This is a genomic window from Parapedobacter composti, assembly GCF_900112315.1.
In the GTDB taxonomy this organism is placed as follows: domain Bacteria; phylum Bacteroidota; class Bacteroidia; order Sphingobacteriales; family Sphingobacteriaceae; genus Parapedobacter; species Parapedobacter composti.
Genome location: NZ_FOLL01000006.1, coordinates 148,473 through 166,755 on the forward strand (window position 1 = coordinate 148,473; position 18,283 = coordinate 166,755).

13 protein-coding genes and 1 pseudogene are annotated in these 18,283 nt (G+C 48.5%); 9 read left to right on the plus strand and 5 right to left on the minus strand.

Translation table 11 applies throughout. The features are described 5' to 3' along the window. Window positions 1–53: 53 nt before the first annotated feature. The 3 genes from BM030_RS08730 to BM030_RS08740 all read left to right on the plus strand — a co-directional run bounded on the left by BM030_RS08730 (window position 54) and on the right by BM030_RS08740 (window position 4,569). Complete coding sequence (locus tag BM030_RS08730; protein ID WP_090973207.1) at window positions 54–1,370, plus strand: hypothetical protein; 1,317 nt, start codon at window positions 54–56, stop codon at window positions 1,368–1,370. Between the two features lie 240 nt (window positions 1,371–1,610). Continuing rightward, window positions 1,611–2,222: a transposase gene (locus BM030_RS08735; RefSeq protein WP_090973208.1), complete on the plus strand. Its 612-nt coding sequence runs from the start codon at window positions 1,611–1,613 to the stop codon at window positions 2,220–2,222. 613 nt (window positions 2,223–2,835) lie between these two features. Continuing rightward, a complete protein-coding gene (locus BM030_RS08740) occupies window positions 2,836–4,569 on the plus strand; it encodes a hypothetical protein (RefSeq protein WP_090973209.1) in 1,734 nt (577 codons plus the stop codon). Window positions 4,570–5,384: 815 nt separating this feature from the next. Here BM030_RS08740 and BM030_RS08750 read toward each other — a convergent pair. The 3 genes from BM030_RS08750 to BM030_RS08760 all read right to left on the minus strand — a co-directional run bounded on the left by BM030_RS08750 (window position 5,385) and on the right by BM030_RS08760 (window position 6,945). Beyond that, window positions 5,385–5,645, minus strand: a complete 261-nt coding sequence (locus tag BM030_RS08750; RefSeq protein ID WP_090973211.1) for a hypothetical protein — start codon at window positions 5,643–5,645, stop codon at window positions 5,385–5,387. A 252-nt stretch (window positions 5,646–5,897) separates the two neighbouring features. Beyond that, complete coding sequence (locus BM030_RS19850; RefSeq protein WP_170845676.1) at window positions 5,898–6,410, minus strand: hypothetical protein; 513 nt, start codon at window positions 6,408–6,410, stop codon at window positions 5,898–5,900. A gap of 67 nt (window positions 6,411–6,477) precedes the next feature. Continuing rightward, complete coding sequence (locus tag BM030_RS08760; RefSeq protein WP_090973213.1) at window positions 6,478–6,945, minus strand: Lrp/AsnC family transcriptional regulator; 468 nt, start codon at window positions 6,943–6,945, stop codon at window positions 6,478–6,480. A gap of 389 nt (window positions 6,946–7,334) precedes the next feature. Here BM030_RS08760 and BM030_RS08765 point away from each other — a divergent pair. Continuing rightward, window positions 7,335–8,000 (plus strand): annotated as a pseudogene (locus BM030_RS08765) (aquaporin); the annotation flags it as partial. 51 nt (window positions 8,001–8,051) lie between these two features. Here BM030_RS08765 and BM030_RS08770 read toward each other — a convergent pair. Next, window positions 8,052–9,953, minus strand: coding sequence for a TonB-dependent receptor plug domain-containing protein (locus BM030_RS08770; protein ID WP_211657561.1), 1,902 nt, complete (start codon window positions 9,951–9,953; stop codon window positions 8,052–8,054). Between the two features lie 64 nt (window positions 9,954–10,017). Between BM030_RS08770 and BM030_RS08775 the strand changes: the two genes are divergently transcribed. Then, the gene (locus BM030_RS08775; RefSeq protein WP_090973214.1) at window positions 10,018–11,523 is read left to right on the plus strand and encodes an aminotransferase-like domain-containing protein; all 1,506 of its coding nucleotides are present in this window, start codon (window positions 10,018–10,020) and stop codon (window positions 11,521–11,523) included. On the opposite strand, the gene BM030_RS08780 is transcribed toward BM030_RS08775, so the two are convergent. Then, window positions 11,498–12,445, minus strand: a complete 948-nt coding sequence (locus BM030_RS08780; RefSeq protein ID WP_090973215.1) for a zinc dependent phospholipase C family protein — start codon at window positions 12,443–12,445, stop codon at window positions 11,498–11,500. The genes BM030_RS08775 and BM030_RS08780 overlap by 26 nt on opposite strands. 329 nt (window positions 12,446–12,774) lie before the next feature. Between BM030_RS08780 and BM030_RS08785 the strand changes: the two genes are divergently transcribed. The 4 genes from BM030_RS08785 to BM030_RS08800 all read left to right on the plus strand — a co-directional run bounded on the left by BM030_RS08785 (window position 12,775) and on the right by BM030_RS08800 (window position 18,279). After that, window positions 12,775–13,776, plus strand: coding sequence for a glycosyltransferase family protein (locus BM030_RS08785; protein WP_090973216.1), 1,002 nt, complete (start codon window positions 12,775–12,777; stop codon window positions 13,774–13,776). Then, window positions 13,776–15,107 (plus strand): GH1 family beta-glucosidase, encoded by a 1,332-nt coding sequence (locus BM030_RS08790; protein ID WP_090973217.1) that lies wholly within the window; start codon window positions 13,776–13,778, stop codon window positions 15,105–15,107. The genes BM030_RS08785 and BM030_RS08790 overlap by 1 nt, the downstream gene beginning before the upstream one ends. Before the next feature lie 168 nt (window positions 15,108–15,275). Further along, window positions 15,276–15,953, plus strand: coding sequence for a DedA family protein (locus BM030_RS08795; RefSeq protein WP_090973218.1), 678 nt, complete (start codon window positions 15,276–15,278; stop codon window positions 15,951–15,953). A 103-nt stretch (window positions 15,954–16,056) separates the two neighbouring features. Continuing rightward, window positions 16,057–18,279, plus strand: coding sequence for a sensor histidine kinase (locus BM030_RS08800; protein WP_090973219.1), 2,223 nt, complete (start codon window positions 16,057–16,059; stop codon window positions 18,277–18,279). Window positions 18,280–18,283: the final 4 nt, after the last annotated feature.

Genomic DNA, 18,283 nt, shown 5'->3' on the forward strand with positions numbered 1-18,283 from the left:
ACATTAAACATAAATATTATATATAAATTTTTACTCAATTAAATCAAAACATCATGAAAAAGATGAAATTTGGAAAACTAACATGGAGTGTTCTCGCGGCGGCGGTGATTGTGTTTTCGGCGTGCAGCGATGATGATCCGGATCCTGTTGGCAACGGCGGTCTGTCTGGCGTACTGCCTAATAATACTGAACTGGTGGGCGATATTACCGAAGATGTTACTTTGAGTGCGGGTAACACGTACACTTTACGTGGCGGAGTTCACGTAAAAGACGGTGCGACGATGACCATCGGTGAGGGGGTTACCGTAAGGGCAATTACTAACAGCAGAACGGATTTCGCTAACACCGCCTATCTGTTGATCGAGAGAGGGGCGAAAATCGAAGCAATAGGCACGGCAGACCGCCCTATTGTCTTCACATCCAATTCGGCAACGCCGGCCCCACAGGACTGGGGCGGCATCATCGTTTGCGGTGCTGCGCCGATCAATAACCAAGGCGGGGAAAACCAATCCGAAATGGGTGGACAGGGCGTTATGTACGGTGGTACCAACGCCAATGACAACTCTGGTACATTGAGGTATGTCCGTGTTGAATATACCGGAAAGAAGCAGAGCGCGGAAGCCGAGCATAACGGTTTTACTTTCGAAGGTGTTGGTGCCGGTACGACGCTGGAGTATCTCGCAGTTTACAAGGGTGCTGACGACGGCATCGAGTTTTTCGGCGGAACCGCCAATTTGCGCTATGCATTCGTCAACGGTGCGCAGGACGACCTGTTTGACTATACGTTCGGCTGGTCTGGAAAAGGTCAGTACTGGGTAGGTATCCAGGGCGATGACGTTGCGGACCGCGGCATTGAAGCAGATAACAATGGAGACAACCACGGGTTGCGTCCGCTTTCCAATCCGATTTTATCAAATGTAACCTTGGTAGGGTCGCGGGAAGCAATGACCAACGACAACCCTGACAATGCAACCGAAGCAGACAAAGGCAAAACGATCGGTTTGAAGCTTCGTGCAGGTACCGGCGGTCAATTGCACAACTTTGTCATCTATGGTTTCAACCATGGCATCGACGTGCAACACGATTTGACAGTTGCAAACCTGCCTACCGGCGATTTGAAAGTTGCTAATACAGACCTTTACGGGCCTAATCTGTTCAAATTCGCTCCCGAAGTTGCAAATCCCTGGACTACGATTACAACCAGTGCCGAGGATACGCCATCCTATATGAACGGATATGTGGGTACCTCAACTGAGGGTGCAATCAACCCATCTACGCTGGACAGCTGGTTCCAAGGCGGAAATTTCAAAGGTGCTGTCGAAGCGTCTAACAATTGGGTGACCCAAGGGAACTGGGCTCGTTTGGATTAAGGTTGATATTCAAGAATTTAGGGACTAAATACCTAAAGAAACGAGGCTGTCTCATTAAGTCGAGGCAGTCTCTTTTTTGTGCGTCGTGCATGATTGATAACTTGGTGGTGCAAGTCCACTACGGGGGTAGGTAGCGACCAACCGTTAGCAAAGGCAAGGGTGTCCATCGCGAGGTGAAATCTGAAGGAAGCCGGCGGCAAAAAACCGGCCTGACGGACAGAAACTGCATATGAGGCGAAAATGGGCGGGACGTATTTCCAGTTCGTGGTAAGGATGCGCGATGACACCAACCTGAAATATCTCTACACCGGGCCACGCAAGCCCGGCGGCGGAAGGCCACGGGTGTACGATGGCAAGGTCGGCCAAAGGGACGTCAAGGCTAGCTATTTCCGTTATGTGGGACTGGCCGACGGAACCAAGGCCACAACGGCCGTAGTGTATGCCGTATCGCTCAAACGGAAAGCCCAGGTGGTCAAGGTACCCTTCGGCAAGGCGCACAAGCTGTACTTCTCAACCGATACGGAAATGGATGCCGCAACTATCGTAAGATACTACAGGCTACGCTTCCAGATCGAGTTCATCTACCGTGACGCCAAACAGTTCGCCGGACTGGAGAATTGCCAGACAAGGAGCGAAAGAAAACTGGACTTCCACTTCAGCCTGGTCCTGACGGCAACCAACGTCGCCAAAGCGGCACATCGGATGAGTATCCCGATAGAAGAACGAGGAGCTTTCTCCATGGCGGACAACAAGACGATGAACCGCAACGCTTTACTGATGGACAGACTTTTTTCAACCTTTGGGGTGAACCCACACTTGAAGCAATCTCCATCGCCAATAAAAAAGAAATAATGACGATGGAAAATCAGAAACATGCCAAAAAACTACTACTAATGTACGGCACTATTGCCGCTTAAAAATGAATTAACCATTGTAATAAGAAACTTGCAGATTAGCAAATCTCCAGTTCAAGTGGTTCGCGACCGCGAGACCACCCAATTACGTGGTTAAGGCATGTCACAAGCCGGGACACTACCTTGTTGTATGGATACAGTATCACGTCTGGTTCTGTGAGAGGCTCGGGTAGAAATGTTGCCTAACCCGACTTTCAATGTAGTCGCTACGGTGCTGAACTTCTGTTCAATAACATCGGCACGCCCGCATTTACTCTAATAATACTAACAACCAAAAAAAATTCCTAATAATAACGTAAACCTGTTCAAAGCAGCATGTTCCCATGCTTTCGCGATTTCCGTCGAAAAACGCCGATGTGATGATTCACGAATTGTTAATGCTAATGACGGCTTTTCTCGGGCAAAAGTGCTTCTTAAATATTAAGATTCCTCTATCGAAAAAGATGTATTCGTTAGCGGTTTCTATCAGAAATTTACCTATTGATAACAGTAGGTTTAAGATAATTATAAGTTAAGTGACTATAATTGAATAATTTAAAATAAACATACTTATGAAAACCAAATTACATTTACCTTTGATTTTTAGTATACTTTTAATTGGTTCTTGTCAGAAAATAGACGATCAGGTGGTAATTGATCAAGAAATCTTGGATTTTTCAGTTAGCCCACTTTCAATAACTGATCCTAATGATCCTAATCTAAATGTCAATTGGCGTTTTTATGATCCCGATATTACCACAGCTCTAATATATTATGGGCAGAGACAAAATGGTCAGCCAGTTAGAAGCGTAGAAACTCTGCTACCATGGTTTACCTCTGGTAATCCCGTAAATAATGAACATAAAGATTACCGGCCTGAGCTTGGGTGGGTATTATATTTAAAAGATTTTGGAACACCTCAACGGCCGGCACAAACGCCTTTTTTTGCGCTATATAATAAGTATTCTGGGGTGTTGCGTTTTTTTGTTTACAATTATAGAGTTCGTAATCAGGGAGAACCTTCGAAAACATACTACATAGCGGAGTTGGGTTTTAATAACACAACTAATTACAACGCATCGTTGTCATTTTTTGCCCCTACAAATGAGTTCGTAAAAAACAAGACAAATCCAAATACCAAGCAAATTGTGGTTACCAAAAGAAACGTTTCTGATGCTTGGTTAAATTTCGATTTTGTGATGACATATGATCGAAAATTTAGTGAATTATTACTAAGAATTCATGGTGTTAACCAAGCAGAGATAAATCTAGGTACGGATTTCTCAACGTTAACCTCACGATCTTCAGTAGGTGGTTCTGGCTCGACATCAGGTTTTCACAATGCTATCGAGAAAGGTTATGAGTATATCGGATCCACAGAAACGCTTGTAGATGCTATCGATGATCTAGACAAAAAGCTGAATCCAAATAGAGCTACAGCGACGTCCGTTGCGCCGAATTCGATAATAGGAACAATAGGAGCGGCAATAGGTGTTGTAAAGGGCGCTGTAGGCCTAATTAAGTCATTTTCAGGTGGAAAGAAATCTGCAACTGCGACACAAACGGTGATTCAGTATTCGGGTATTGTTAATACTACGGGAACAGCAACTATTTCAAATAATCTATACAATATTAATTTTCATCAAGACCCTAATGCTTCGCTCACCGCTCATCGGTACCGGCCTATATATAAAAATGTAACAGGTTTGATCGGTGCCCCAAATAGAATTGGGTTACTTGCATATGAACGAGCCTTTCATTATCCTTGTGATCCAATGCAATGGAGGGAAATTAGATTGCATAATTACACCTCAGAATTTAAATATGATAGATTCGTTGATGCTTTTTATGAAAATCCAGATTTAGTGGGAAAGATACGCATAACAAAATTTGACGCTTATCTCATAAACAATAAGGTTTCGGAAATTGGCTTGGGTAATCAACATAATACATTTGAGTTTTTAGGACTTGCCTCATCAGCTTGGAATAATGGGCTTGATGCTAATACCGTTCATACTCCGCCAGTAAATGTTGGGAGATATCGCGACAACGATGAGGTGCAGATTATGTTCGGGCGATATGCATATCCGCCTCTTTACGCTGGAACCCCTTTTCCATATATTACTAAGTATCCGCAAATCGGTATAGAGATCCACTACGAGATTATCGATCCCAATTATCCGTTTGACGATTCCAGAGAACGAATTATACACAAAGTAGTTGCACCAACTACATTTGATGTTCGATTACATACAGGGGCGCCTATTCGAGGTGAATGCGCTACGCGTTATGAGCATATATATTAGCTTTGAAATCTGTATAGCACATCCAGGGATACGTGCTCGAAAATCCGTATGTTCAAATGACAATCAGGAAAAGACTTAGCTGATCTCCGCTCTTCGACTTGAATACCATGATATATGGATAGACCATCTATCGGTCAATATTAAACAAAGGTTTCAGATAGGTATAACAAAAGGCACGTCTGCTAAAGGCCGTGCCTTTTGTTGTTAAACGTCAATCCCTCTATTTTTTTTGGAGGGCACCGGAGACAACCTCAGTCACAACATGATAATCACTCCCGCAATGGTGGAAACGTGCCAGATATTAGTGGTCGGTCTGCTGCGCTGCTCGGTAGATCCGGTTTCCTTACCGATCCCTGAAAGACTGCCGCCAGTGAACATACAAACGCATAAAGGAGTCCAAAGACAACCATTAGGTAAAATGGGACTCTTTGCCATGGCAGTAAAGACTTGAAATTGTTGGGAAAATAAAGGTCGCAGTAGTCGCGCAGCACCGGCCACAATAAGCCCTGCAGCCACCGACTTACGCCGATAAATGCTGCCGTGTCAACTGCCGCGATCAGTACGAGGCTTGTGGCGCCGATATCGACGGCCGCAGCTGTCGGGTCCAGTCGTCGGAGCAATGGGCCCCGCATGGACAAACAGTAAGGCGCCCGCCGCGGTGGTGGTCATGCGTGGCATTTTACAGCCCTAGTACTACTTTTGCCCCACTGCTGGCCGGAGAGATAATGGTGTTGTACGCATAAATAAACAAGATTTGAAATGAACATTGTGAAAATCGAAGTGCGAGCCCGAAGGCTCTCCGCTATCTTGCGCACCTAGCCGAGCACCACTGTGCAGGCACACTGAATGGTGGAAACCTCATAGCCCTCACGGTGCCGGGTAAAGGCCCATACGTGGAACTCGTGGCCGCTGAAAGCGCGGGCAGTTCCAGCACAAGGGTTTCCATCCTCCCTTGAAGCACTGCGTTTGGTCGTGAAGAGGTCATCCGTCCGGCTATAGAGCAATATGATTACCTTATCATCCCTGAAGGCCGTTGGACGAGTGCTGAAACTGGTCGCTTTTCCCTGATAGGGCATTCCGTTTGCTGTCGCTTGGATAAATCATGCAGTGGGACACAATTGATGATATATTAATTGGTAATTAATTGCGACGTAACAATGACCCTATATCTTTGTATCAACAAAAAGCAGCATTCATTTTGTTAGGTTTGGTTAAATGGAATAGGCCTCGTTGTGAAACGGGGCTTTTTTGTGTGAAACTTGCTACTTTCAAAATAAAGTAATTACATTTGGATAAACCAATATCATATAATCATGGAAATTAAAACATCAACTAAATTCGTGGCCGAGATGGTTGGTACCTTTGGCTTGGTGCTGTTCGGCTGCGGGGGTAGGTAGCGACCAACCGTTAGCAAAGGCAAGGGTGTCCATCGCGAGGTGAAACCCCGAAGGGCTCATCGAAGACAACCTGAAGGAAGTCACCCTGCGGTCGGTTATTCTTTCGGCCAGGCTGCGGCTAATGAGTGCCGGGCATGGGGCGCAGCCACTCCCACGGTAATCCCGGACGAACAGCACCTTAACTACCCCCTTTCTTCTGACCAAATTCCCCCGTCTCCCGCGGCCCGCTTTGGGCTGGTCCACGGCGTGTCCACGAAATTCCAAAGAAAAAGCAAAGCAGGGGCAAAGCAGTCCCAAAGATACGGCGGGAGATAGTGGGGAGAAAGTCAGTAAAAAGTCAGTAAAAAGTCCGGATAAATCTACCAGGGTTTCAGGTTCCTCATTGGGTGGAGCACGCCACGCCTGACCAAGGTGCTTGGCAATTCCTGGCGTATCGATCAGCAATTGGAGCCGGGATACGGATAGCGCCCTTTCTTAATTTATACCGCTAATAAGCGCTAGTGTTTGGCCCCTAAATCGGATATGCGGTTTCACTTTTGGTTTCCGAAAGGATAAAAAAGCTCTGCACCGTAACAATGTTGGGTAATACGGCCAGTTTATGCCGTAAAAATAGGTGGTACTCCTCCATATTGCTGGTGGCGATTTTCAGGATGAAATCAAATGATCCCGTCATCTGGTAACACTCCATCACCTCATCAAACTGCGCAACACTGCGTTCAAATTCGCCAAGTGTTTTAGCGGTATGCTCTTTCAGCAACACGTGTGAAATGGCAATGAGCGTTTTGTCTATCTTCCTTCGGTCTACAATGGCCACAATGCGGGTGATGTATCCCTGTTCTTTCAGCCGCCGTACCCGCTCGTGGATTGTGGCGGGCGATTTGTTCAGTTTATAAGCCAATTCCTTGTTGGTCAATGTGGCATCGCGCTGAAGCAATTTTAGTAGTGCCCGGTCTGTCGCATCAAGTGTATTGGTCGTCATTTGCTTCAAAAGTAGGGTATTAATCTGAAGCCTCAAAGAAGGTTTTTCTGTTTTCCTGGCCCCATCAAGACGATATTATAATAAGCTGGTAGCAGAGCTTCGCGTTTCACCGTCCGGAAGTTTGACAATATGTTAATTGACACTTAATCCAGCGGTAACAAAACCTGCCTACCTTTGAGACATCATAACGTAGCATCCTTTAAGGATTTACAGTGAATTCATTTTGTTAGGTTTGGTTAAATGGAAAGGCCCCGCTGTGAAGCGGGGTTTTTTTTGGTTAAATCTTTTGGTTTTAACGAAGGCAGTGTTATATTTGGGTAAACCAATCATAAACAATCATGGAAATCAAAACATCAACCAAATTTGTAGCCGAATAGGTAGGAACCTTCGGTTTGGTGCTTTTTGGCTGCGGCGCAGCAGCAGTGGCGGGGGCAGACACCATCGCCGGCCTTTCGGGCCTCGGTGTCTTGGGTATTTCGTTTGCATTTGGGTTAGCGGTGGTAGTTTTTGCGTATGCCATCGGCGGTGTCAGCGGGTGCCATATCAACCCCGCGGTCACCATCGCAATGCTGATTAATGGCAAGATCTCCCCCGGCGGTGCCGTTGTTTACATCCTTGCTCAGCTGGCGGGTGCCTTGTTAGGTGCGTTTGCATTGCAGCAGATCCTCAGTGGGCAGGTGGCAGGTTTCACCGCTGGAGAATGGGCGTACGGTTCAAACGGATGGGGCACAGGTTATCAAAGCGAGTATGGCCTGAAATCCGCATTCATTGCCGAGACCGTACTTACCTTTTTGTTTTTGTTCGTCATATTCGGAACAACCTCCAAATGGGGCAACAGTACTATGGCGGGGTTAGCTATTGGCTTTACCTTGGTACTCATCCATTTGGTCGCCATTCCCATTACGGGGACTTCTGTCAACCCTGCCCGTAGTTTCGGTCCGGCCGTCCTGGCGGGAGGCGCGGCGCTTAGCCAGTTGTGGTTGTTTATTGTGGCCCCCATTTTGGGCGGTGCGGTAGCGGCCGCCGTATGGCGGTTGCTGGAAAAGGCAGACTGACATGATGAACCCGGCGCCCACCGACAGGGAATGAGCGCCGGGTTCATCATGTTATAAACGATATTTCATTCCGAGGCTGAACCACCTGCCGGGCATAGGTATGGCTGCGGCTTCGATATACGTAACGTCAAAGATGTTCTGCGTGTCAAGGTATATATCCAGCGTACCGAAGCCATAGGCAACACGCACATCCCCCAAGAAGTAGCTTTTATAGCTGAGACGCTCATTTAATCTTGCCGCTACCGTGGCGGAAATTGGCCCTGCGTGCCAATTAACATGCGCCGCCAGTTGGTGACGGAGGCTTTCGATAACGTATTTGTAAAGATACCCCGCCTCCTGGTTATTGACGATGTCCGGCGATAGCCAGGTGTAGGAGAGCCCAGCCAGTAAGGTAGTCCGGCGCTCGTTGGCAACCAACCGGTAATTCCCCGAAAACGTAACTCCCCGTGTGCGGTTGCGCTGGAAATTTTGGGGTTGCCACGGTTGGTCCAGGTTACCACGCACCCAATCGATGAACTCGTTCATATTGCGGTAAAAATAGGTTGCTTGTGCGACCAGACGATTGTCAACGTATTTGAGGCCTCCCTCCGCATGCCAAGCACGTTCCGACAGAAGTGAAGGGTTGCCGACATTTCCCGGCTGGTTCAGGTAAAGATCCGTAAATGACGGGATACGTTGCCCGGTGCCGGTATGGGCTACCAGTTTCAATCGATTATTGAGCGTGTATCCCACGTCAATGCCGGGAAATAGTTGCCACCCGTAATCAGAATTATAGTTAATATAGGTGCCGGCGCTCAACAGCAGCTTGTCGTGAATGCGTGCTGTCTTGAATTCCGCATACAGGCCGTAGTTGCTGCGGTTGTGGTTACCGATGTTTGTGCTCCGGATGATTTCGTTACGCATTTCCAGCCCGATGCCGATGTCACCTGCCGAAGTTTGCATCGTTCCGTTGATTTCGGTATTGATGGCCTGGCCGTGATGCTGGCTACGGGCACGGCTCAGGTCATTCCGGAAATAGCGGTAATCGTCGTATGCATAACGGTAGCTCACACGGGGCGAAACCGAGATCCGTTCGGTAAGCTGGCTACGGTAGCTGAGGGCTGCCAGTACCGTCTGGACAATTTCTTGCGATTCTTTGTCTCCCGGTGCAGCATAGAAACCGTTGGCGCCGAAGTTGTTGGATACATAGCCGCCCATCAGCGATAGCGCGTCGGTGGTATTGGCGCGTACTTCGCCCTGATATAGTAGCTTGTTGTTGCGAAATGCCGTGTTATAACGGTAGCCATTGCCCGACTCGTGGCTGCCGTGCAGCGAATGGCGGTGATGCTCCTTCACCAAGTTGCTGCCCAGTTGCACACCGCGGCCATGGAAAAGCACATGGTCGGCAGCGGCAGTATCCCTTTTGAAGCCTGAGCCTGTATAGGCATGGACCTGGACACCCGAGGCAGTTGGCTTCCTCGTTACGATGTTAATCGCTCCGGTGAGGCTGTTGATGCCGTAGACGCGTGCCGCGGGCCCGCGGATGATTTCTATCCGCTCAATGGCGTCCGTTGGGATGGGCAGGTTCAGGGTATTATGCCCGGTTTGGGCGTCGAGCACCTTCATGCCGTTTACAAGGACGAGGGTTTGCTCAAAACTGCCGCCGTCGATGCTGACGTCAGCTTGTGTGCCGAATGGTCCGCGCTGACGGAGATCGACACCCGCCACGTGGCTTAATAATTCGTTGACGGAACGTGCAGGCAATGCGTCAATCTGCTTACGGTCGATGATCTGGATATGGCGGTTTTGCTGGATAAACGGCAATTGCAATCGGTTTTCGGTGATGATAACTTCGCTTAAGGGAATAGTCGTTGTATCGGGTTCGCTTTCGGACTGTTGCGCCGGTGCAAGCCCGGTTCCGAGCATGGTCCAGATGAACGGAATGTTGCGGATTATCGTTGAAAATTTTTTCATTTCATTGGTTTTTTTGCAAAAGTCGTACCTTGGCGGCATATCTAGGTAGTCCAGTTTTTATTTTATGGATAGTCCGGTTTTGGTGCCTTATCAAAGTTTTATCCAGGTAGACCGTTCGTCGGCAACGCCTGTATACCTGCAGGTGGCTCATCAGCTTATCAATGCTATCCAGCGCGGTTACCTGATGGACGGGCATAAACTGCCTGGCAGCCGTAAGATGGGTAAACTATTGGGCCTGAATCGCAATACGGTGGTGGCCAGTTATGCCGAGCTCGATGCCCAAGGGTGGTTGAAAACCCATCCCAGTCGGGGCGCGTTTATTAGTAACGGGAAAACCGGGAAACCGCGGAAGTTCACAACAAAAAGCGGACCGCCTGTAGCGGCCTATCCACGGCATCCGGGGTTTGATTTCAGGAAATGGAACGTGCTGGATAACCCGTTCGATCATTCGAGCGCACGTCTCACGTTCGACGATGGTTTGCCAGATACCCGCCTTTCACACGTCGATTACCTTTCAAGGCTGTTTCACACCAACATGAAACGCCGCAGAAACCTGGCAAAACTGGGATATATGCCTACGGCGGGAAGCGAATACTACCAGGAAAACCTGGCTAATTTCCTCAACTTAACCCGGGGGCTGCATATTGCCCGGAAAAACCTGCTTGTAACGCGCAGCCTTGAGCTGAGCATTTATATTGTCGCCGAAACGCTGATATCACCGGGCGATTGCGTAGTGGTGGGGGAGTTGAGCTATTTTGCCACGAACATGATTTTCCAGAAGGCCGGTGCACGGATACTTACCGTACCGCTGGATGCCGAAGGGATTCTCACGGATGCGCTGCGCGAACACTGCGAGCGGCAGCCTATACGCATGCTTTACATCACTCCGCATCATCACTATCCAACCACGGTGGCATTAAGTGCAAGGCGCCGCATTGAACTGCTGGAGCTTTCGGCAATGTTCGGGTTCATTATCCTTGAAGACGATTACGACTACGATTTCCACTACGATGGCAGCCCGTTATTGCCCATGGCCAGTGCAGACAGCGAAGGGATGGTGGTCTATGTGGGTACCTTCGGCAAATCCATGGCCTCGGGGTTCCGATCGGGCTTTATCGTGGCGCCGGAAGCACTGATCAACGAAATGGCAAAACTACTGGGTATCATGGATAGGTATGGCGATGTCTTGACGGAGCTTGCATTGGGCGAACTTATCGCAGAAGGAGAGATGCATCGCTACCTGCGCAAAACCACAGCCGAATACCGTGCCCGCCGGGATCGCCTCGCAGAGCTGCTGGACGGGCAGCTGGATGGTGCCGTTCAGTTTATCAAACCTTCGGGCGGACTGGCCATCTGGACCCGTTGGCCCCGCGGAGTCAATTTGATGCGGTTTGCCAGAGAATGCTTGACCGAAGGGTTATGCATTCCCCGGTTTCTGTTGTATCAGACAGACGAGCATTGCGCTATGCGGTTGGGCTTTGGAAGCCTGACAGCGGATGAGTTGGCCCAGGCCGTTAATATCATGCGCGACGGCTTGGAACGGATCAGTGCCACTCTTCCCGTCCGATAATCGGTTGGTTTCCCGCAGGCATCGGAACAGTGTCAATGGGTACCGCATCAGCGGTAAGTCGCCTGATGTCCGGCTGTCCGGCATCCACCCATGCCGAATACCAAAAACTGCCTATACTATGGATGGCACCACGCATACGCCGCTCCACCATCCCGCGCAGCGCGTCGTGGTATGCTTTTGAATAGGCGTCGGAATACGTGCGTATAAGCACTCCATTCCGCTCAACATACCCATATTTACGGTCCGAAGGGAATGTATCGTTCAGCTGGGCTTCTAAGCCGAGTACGGAATCAACCAAGGCGTGGCTTTCGCGTACAATGGTCCACGCGGTTTCCAGGGGCGACTCCACATAGCGGGCCCGGCCAACCATGAAATCGTACTGTTCAGAAAAGAGCTCCGGCAGGCGGCTCTCCCAAAAGGCATGGATGCCTACTTGATTGGTCAACTGCCCGTTGTAGTTGCTGGTGGTATGCAAAGGCACGTGGGCATCAGCCAGATAGTGACCAATATCGGCGGCATATCGGAGAATCCGGCGCACGTCTTTTTCGCTGAATGCGCTCACCAGACTGCGGTAACTGCGGTAAATTTGCCAAGGCAAAATACCTGAAGCGAGCAGCCTACGCTCAGAGAATTTCTCAACCGCGGCGCTCCAATGGATGGGGATGGTGTCAAACGGTTGTGCGCCGTATCGGTCAGCGTCAATGAAATGGCGGGGCGACTCGGCAGTATCGACATAGCATCGCTTATCCGCGTCAATGGCATGTTCCGTCAGATAGTCCGCATGAGGTTTGTAGAACACCGCGAGATCTGCCGGCAATGTAAAGACGGCCATCCGGTTGATCAGCTTATGGGCATGGAAACCCCACGACGGAAGCAGCAGGATGGCAACGAAGGAAATAAGTATCAGGCCAATCCGTTTCATGTGTTAAAAATAAGACATCGCCAGAAACATCACAAATCCTTCACCCGTATTTAACGGTGGGATCACATCAAATAACCATTTTTGCATTAGAACAGAAACATGCTGCCATTATGAAAGCACTAATTAGTTGGTTTGAGGGTTTGAAAAGCCGGTTTTTTTTGCGTTTTTTGGCTTCGGCATTCAGGCATTAAGAAACAAAGAACCTGCACAAGCTGTTGCTCAATAAGTGGGTAAGAATTTATACAGATGAAACCTGCATAAATTGCCATAACGAAAGGACATGAATAATTTATGCAAGCTTCATAGCCGTTAAAAAGCAATTTATTCTGATGAAAATTCTCTACGCAGTGCAAGGCACCGGCAATGGCCATTTGAGCCGGGCTATGGATGTGGTGCCGTGTCTGCAGCGCCGTGCGGCGGTGGATGTGCTGGTGAGTGGTATCCAGGCCGACCTCGTGCTTCCGTTTCCGGTGAAGTACAGGATGCATGGCCTGAGCTTTATCTTCGGTAAAAAGGGCGGGGTCGACTTATGGAAGACGTTTATGAGTTCAACCGTACGGCGGCTGGTCCAGGAAGTGAGTTCATTGCCAATAGAAGACTACGATCTTGTCATTAATGATTTTGAACCCATTTCGGCTTGGGCATGCAACACGCGGGAAAAGGCATGCGTCGGTCTCAGCCATCAGGTAGCAACCATGGATCCCCTGGCACCGAAACCCAAGGATCAGGATATGCTGGGTAAATTGATTATGCGTTATTATGCACCTGCGACCACTAACTATGGATTCCATTTTAAACGATATAGCGAACGGATATTCACTCCTGTCATCAGACAACAGGTTCGCCAGCTCGATGTAGCTGACAAAGGGCATTATACCGTATACCTGCCGGCTTATGACGATGCCCGGTTGCTCAAACACCTGATGAGGTTTCCCGATATCCGGTGGGAAGTGTTTTCAAAACACAACAAAACCCCTTTCGAAATGCGGAATGTACGCGTTCAGCCCATAGATAACGATAGCTTTATTCAAAGCATGGCTACTTCGTCCGGTGTGTTATGTGGTGCCGGGTTTGAAACCCCCGCCGAGGCATTGTTTCTGCAAAAGAAATTGCTGGTTGTGCCGATGAAAAACCAGTATGAGCAGCATCTCAACGCTGCTGCCTTGGAGGAAATGGGAGTGCCTGTCATCAAAAACCTGAAATCCAAGCATGACGACACCATAGCGGCTTGGTTAAACAGCAAACAGGTGGTTACCGTGGATTACCCCGATTGTACCCAGGAAATTGTTGATAACATCTTGGAAACCCACGTATCCAAAGCATTCGCTTGATGGTAAAAGACGACTTCGGACAGGACTTCGTGTGGGGGGTGTCCAGTGCGGCATTTCAGACCGAGGGCGCGTGGGATGCTGATGGTAAGGGAATATCTATCTGGGATACCTTTACGTTGCGCAAGGGAAAAATCAAGGGGCGTCAACATGCACGTGAGGCCTGCGATTTTTATCACCGCTACCAAGAGGATGTTATGCTCATCAAGCAAATGTCCATCCCTAATTTCCGGTTTTCGCTGTCGTGGCCGCGTATTTTGCCCCACGGAACGGGAGCATATAACGCCCGCGGAATGGACTTTTACGACCGACTGGTCGATCATTGCCTGGAACAGGGAATCGTGCCATGGGTGACCCTCTATCATTGGGATTTGCCCCAGGCGTTGCAGGATAGGGGAGGTTGGACGAACCGGGATATGCTCTCGTGGCTGGAGGAATATGCTGTCTGTGCTGCGAAGCGCCTTGGCGACCGCGTCCGGCATTGGATGGTGCTCAATGAACCGGCTGTGTTTACCGGGGCGGGGTACTTTTTCGGGGTACATGCGCCGGGATTGACCGGAATACGTAACTTTTTTCCGGCGGCGCATCACGCCGCGCTGGCGATGGGCCACGTGGGGCGGCTGTTGCGTGCCGAATTACCGCACGCTTCGCTGGGCAGCACGTTTTCTTGCTCCAGCATCCACCCGTTCAGTACCCATCCCCGGGATGCCAATGCGGCACGCCGTGCCGACGCCTTGATTAACCGCTTGTTTATCGAGGCTGTCCTGGGGCTGGGATATCCTGTGGCCGATCTGAAAGCGTTAGCGGGCATCGAACGGTATATGCAGGCAGGTGATGACACGGCATTGCCTTTTGATTTTGATTTCATAGGGCTCCAGTGCTATACCCGGGAGGTGGTGGCCAGCTCCCTGTTTGTGCCCTATATCCAGGCCAAGCTGGTACCGGCACAGAAACGGAGGGTGCCGCTGACCACCATGGGGTGGGAGGTATACCCCCAATGCCTGTATGAGGTGATTAGGCAGTTCAACGCATACCCCAATATGCCTAAACTGTATATTACCGAAAACGGTGCAGCTTTTCCGGATGACGTGGTCAACGGCCAAGTGGATGACGACCTTCGCCGACGTTACCTGCAGGCCCACCTTGGGCAGGTATTGCGCGCCAAACAGGAAGGGCTGAACATACACGGTTATTTCGTGTGGACCCTCACCGATAATTTCGAATGGGCGGAGGGGTATCACGCCCGGTTCGGCCTCGTGCATGTGGATTTCCAAACCCAACGGCGTATCATAAAGGCGTCAGGAAGATGGTACGGTGATTTCCTCGGCAGCTGATGAAAATTCTTTTAATTTTGAGGAGGCTGCCGTCATATTTGTCAAGAATTTGCCATTTTGACTTACATGGTAATCTATGTGGCGCACGCCACGGTAAATGGCACGGTTTTATACAGTATCTTTCCAGTATTCGATCGTTGTTTTGCTTTCAAACTTTAGAGGTAGTCTGTGACTGAATTTCTTGATTTTTTAAACAACCTGACCAATCCCGACTGGATTGTCGCTCACGGGGGGCTTTATTTACTGTTATTCATTGTGTTTGCCGAAACGGGTATTCTTGTCGGTTTTTTCCTGCCAGGGGATCCTATTTTGTTCATTGCCGGTATCATCATCGCTAACCTGACGCTGGAACCGGTGGATTCCGTGCTGACCCTGTTATATTGGATAGCGTTGATTTCGGCAGCCGGTATCCTGGGTAATTTTGTAGGCTATTGGTGCGGCAAATATTTCGGGCACCGTCTGCTGAAAATGAAAGACAATTGGCTGTTCAAAAAAGAATACATTTACAAAGCTCAGGAATTCTATGAACGCCGGGGCGGAATGGCCATTATTTTGGCCCGTTTTCTTCCGGTGGTGAGGACGTTTGCGCCCATTGTGGCTGGCATTGTGGAAATGGACTTCCGGAAATTCGCTTTTTACAATGTGGTCGGGGGTATCTTATGGGTGGGCAGCTTGGCGACCCTGGGCTATATGCTGGGTGAAAATGAGTGGGTGCAGCATAACCTGGAGTATGTTATCCTGGCCATTGTTGTGGCTGCTACGGCACCGGTGATTATTAGAGTAATCACGGGGAAGAGAAAAACGGTCGCCGCCGTAGCTGAACCTGAGATGTTGGAAGAAGAATAATTTGTCTTTCCGCTGCAAATTTTTTTATATTCGTCCGAAAGTTAGCTTAATCAACTTAAGGCTGGCCGTTATCAATCATGAATAAGCTTGCGTAATATGCGTTATGGGCGCGGTTAATGGGGTATGGTATGTCATGGCTTACTGCTGCTTGCTGTTGGTTTATAGTCAAGTTGCAATAGCCCAAGAGCGCGCGCAAGAAACGTTAATGGTTGAATTTAAGCGATTAACCGCTGAACCGCTTAATGAGACGCGCTTTCAAGCGGCGTGTTCAATTATCGACCAATTGGAGGAATACGATGCTGTTATTGGGATGAAGTATACGAATCGGTTAACAGCCATCGTTCGTCCGATGAATCGCCGCAAATGGATGCATGCGTTGTTGACCAATAAATACGAACTTGCACAGCTAGTATATCCTTTTCTTGATTCGGCGGTGACTTTGGCTGCGGCACTTCAGAAAAACGCTGGAAATCAAAGGGACAATATTTTCCGTGAATCTATAGTGTATAGCGTCCATGCATATAGTCAGTCCGGTAATGTTGATTTAGCGAAGAAATTTATAGCAATCGGCATACAGGCGTGCGAAGAGGCCCGCGACTCGCTGAATCTGGGTATGCTTTATGCGTTTCGGGGAGAATTATTTTCCAAGGAGGGACATGAAGAAGCAATTAAACAGGCGCTCGTGTATGTGCAAAAAGCTCAGGATATCGCTCAGGACTTAACGAACAAAACACCTTATTTTGCTTCGGCTTACTTGGGGGCTCACATTGCCCACGTGAATAACCCTGCGAAATTGGTGGAAGCTCTGGAACGGCTAATCCCAATGGCCAGAGACTCATCCCTGATCAAGCAGAATTTCTACAAACAGTCTTTTTTCAGATTTGCCAAACCTGATTTTACCATTTATTTGGATCTGATGCGGTTGAATTTGGTATTAATGGATATTCCCAATGCCAGGCGTATGTACCGGCTTATTGAGGGAGCATTGAACACCCGTAAACGCAAAACCGGAATTCTGAACGATAGAAGCTTGGGTATGCTGGTGTCAGACCGGGCAGTGATTGAAGCATTTGCGGGCAACCGCCAATTGACGGCTAAATTATTGGATTCTTGTCGTAGGTATTTTTCTGCGGTTAGGGTTTCAGAGGAGGAAATTCCATCAGTGAACTATTACCTCGCCCGCACGCTGTGGAACGAAATGGAAGGCCAATATCCGGCGATGCTTAACAGCTTGGAAATATTGAAGTCTAAGTATGTAGGAGCTGTGCTTCCGCTGTCGATAACTACGTTGTTTGCACATGCGTATGCGCTCAACGGCCGTCATGAGCACGCTGAGGTTTATTTTGATCGTGCAGAAGGAGAATTAACTAATCGTGAGTATTCTGCCGCCGGTTATTATCACTATAAATACTATGCCGATTGGCTGTATGGGAAAAGAGAATATCTGCTCTACGCCCATGCGCTTAAGAAATTTTATCGTATCAAAGATTCTATTGCCAACATTCAGCAAATGCGGCATATCAACGATGTGCAGACGCAGCGTTATGTCACAGAACGTGATCTGGAAATCGCTTATTTGAAGAAAATTCAAGAGGCCGATTATAAGCTTAATCGGTTGATTTGGATTGGGGGCATGACCGTACTGGTGGTTCTCATATTTGCAGTAGCACTTCTTTACAACCGTAGCCTACAGCGAAAAAAAAACAATATTATCCTGCAAGAAAAAAATGAGCGTATTGAGACCCTTATACGTGAATTACATCATCGGGTAAAAAACAACTTGCAGGTAATAAGCAGTCTGCTGAGTTTGCAGTCGCTTAAGATGGAAGAAGGGGAGGCAAGGCAGGCGGTGGCAGAAGGCCAGCGCAGAGTAGAATCTATGGTATTGATTCACCAAAAGCTTTACCAGCACGAAGATATTGCCGGTGTGAACATGAAAGCGTATGTCAATGATCTGATCCAATATATTGTATATAGTTTTGGTGTTTCGGATATTGAATTAAACATCGTTATTGAAGAGTTTGTATTGGATATCGATACGGCTATGCCGTTGGGATTAATTATTAACGAGTTGGTTACCAACTCACTGAAATATGGTGTAGGGGAAAAAGAGAAAAATCGGCTGGATATTGGTTTCTATCGTCGCCCTAACCATTACCAGCTTACGCTTGCTGACAACGGCTCAGGATTGCCGGAGGGATTCGATATCGCGAATTCATCGTCATTTGGGTTAAGGCTTGTCAGCGAGCTGGTGCGTCAATTGCGGGCAACGATTAGTTGGCGTACAACTGGTGGAGCAGTGTTTGAATTAATTATACCTAAATAGCTGT

Bases quoted from the DNA above. Each gene is read 5' to 3' on its own strand.
- BM030_RS08730 (WP_090973207.1), top strand. From the start codon at position 54: ATGAAAAAGATGAAATTTGGAAAACTAACATGGAGTGTTCTCGCGGCG.
- BM030_RS08735 (WP_090973208.1), top strand. From the start codon at position 1,611: ATGGGCGGGACGTATTTCCAGTTCGTGGTAAGGATGCGCGATGACACC.
- BM030_RS08740 (WP_090973209.1), top strand. From the start codon at position 2,836: ATGAAAACCAAATTACATTTACCTTTGATTTTTAGTATACTTTTAATT.
- BM030_RS08750 (WP_090973211.1), bottom strand. From the start codon at position 5,645: ATGCCCTATCAGGGAAAAGCGACCAGTTTCAGCACTCGTCCAACGGCC.
- BM030_RS08760 (WP_090973213.1), bottom strand. From the start codon at position 6,945: ATGACGACCAATACACTTGATGCGACAGACCGGGCACTACTAAAATTG.
- BM030_RS08770 (WP_211657561.1), bottom strand. From the start codon at position 9,953: ATGAAAAAATTTTCAACGATAATCCGCAACATTCCGTTCATCTGGACC.
- BM030_RS08775 (WP_090973214.1), top strand. From the start codon at position 10,018: ATGGATAGTCCGGTTTTGGTGCCTTATCAAAGTTTTATCCAGGTAGAC.
- BM030_RS08780 (WP_090973215.1), bottom strand. From the start codon at position 12,445: ATGAAACGGATTGGCCTGATACTTATTTCCTTCGTTGCCATCCTGCTG.
- BM030_RS08785 (WP_090973216.1), top strand. From the start codon at position 12,775: ATGAAAATTCTCTACGCAGTGCAAGGCACCGGCAATGGCCATTTGAGC.
- BM030_RS08790 (WP_090973217.1), top strand. From the start codon at position 13,776: ATGGTAAAAGACGACTTCGGACAGGACTTCGTGTGGGGGGTGTCCAGT.
- BM030_RS08800 (WP_090973219.1), top strand. From the start codon at position 16,057: ATGGGCGCGGTTAATGGGGTATGGTATGTCATGGCTTACTGCTGCTTG.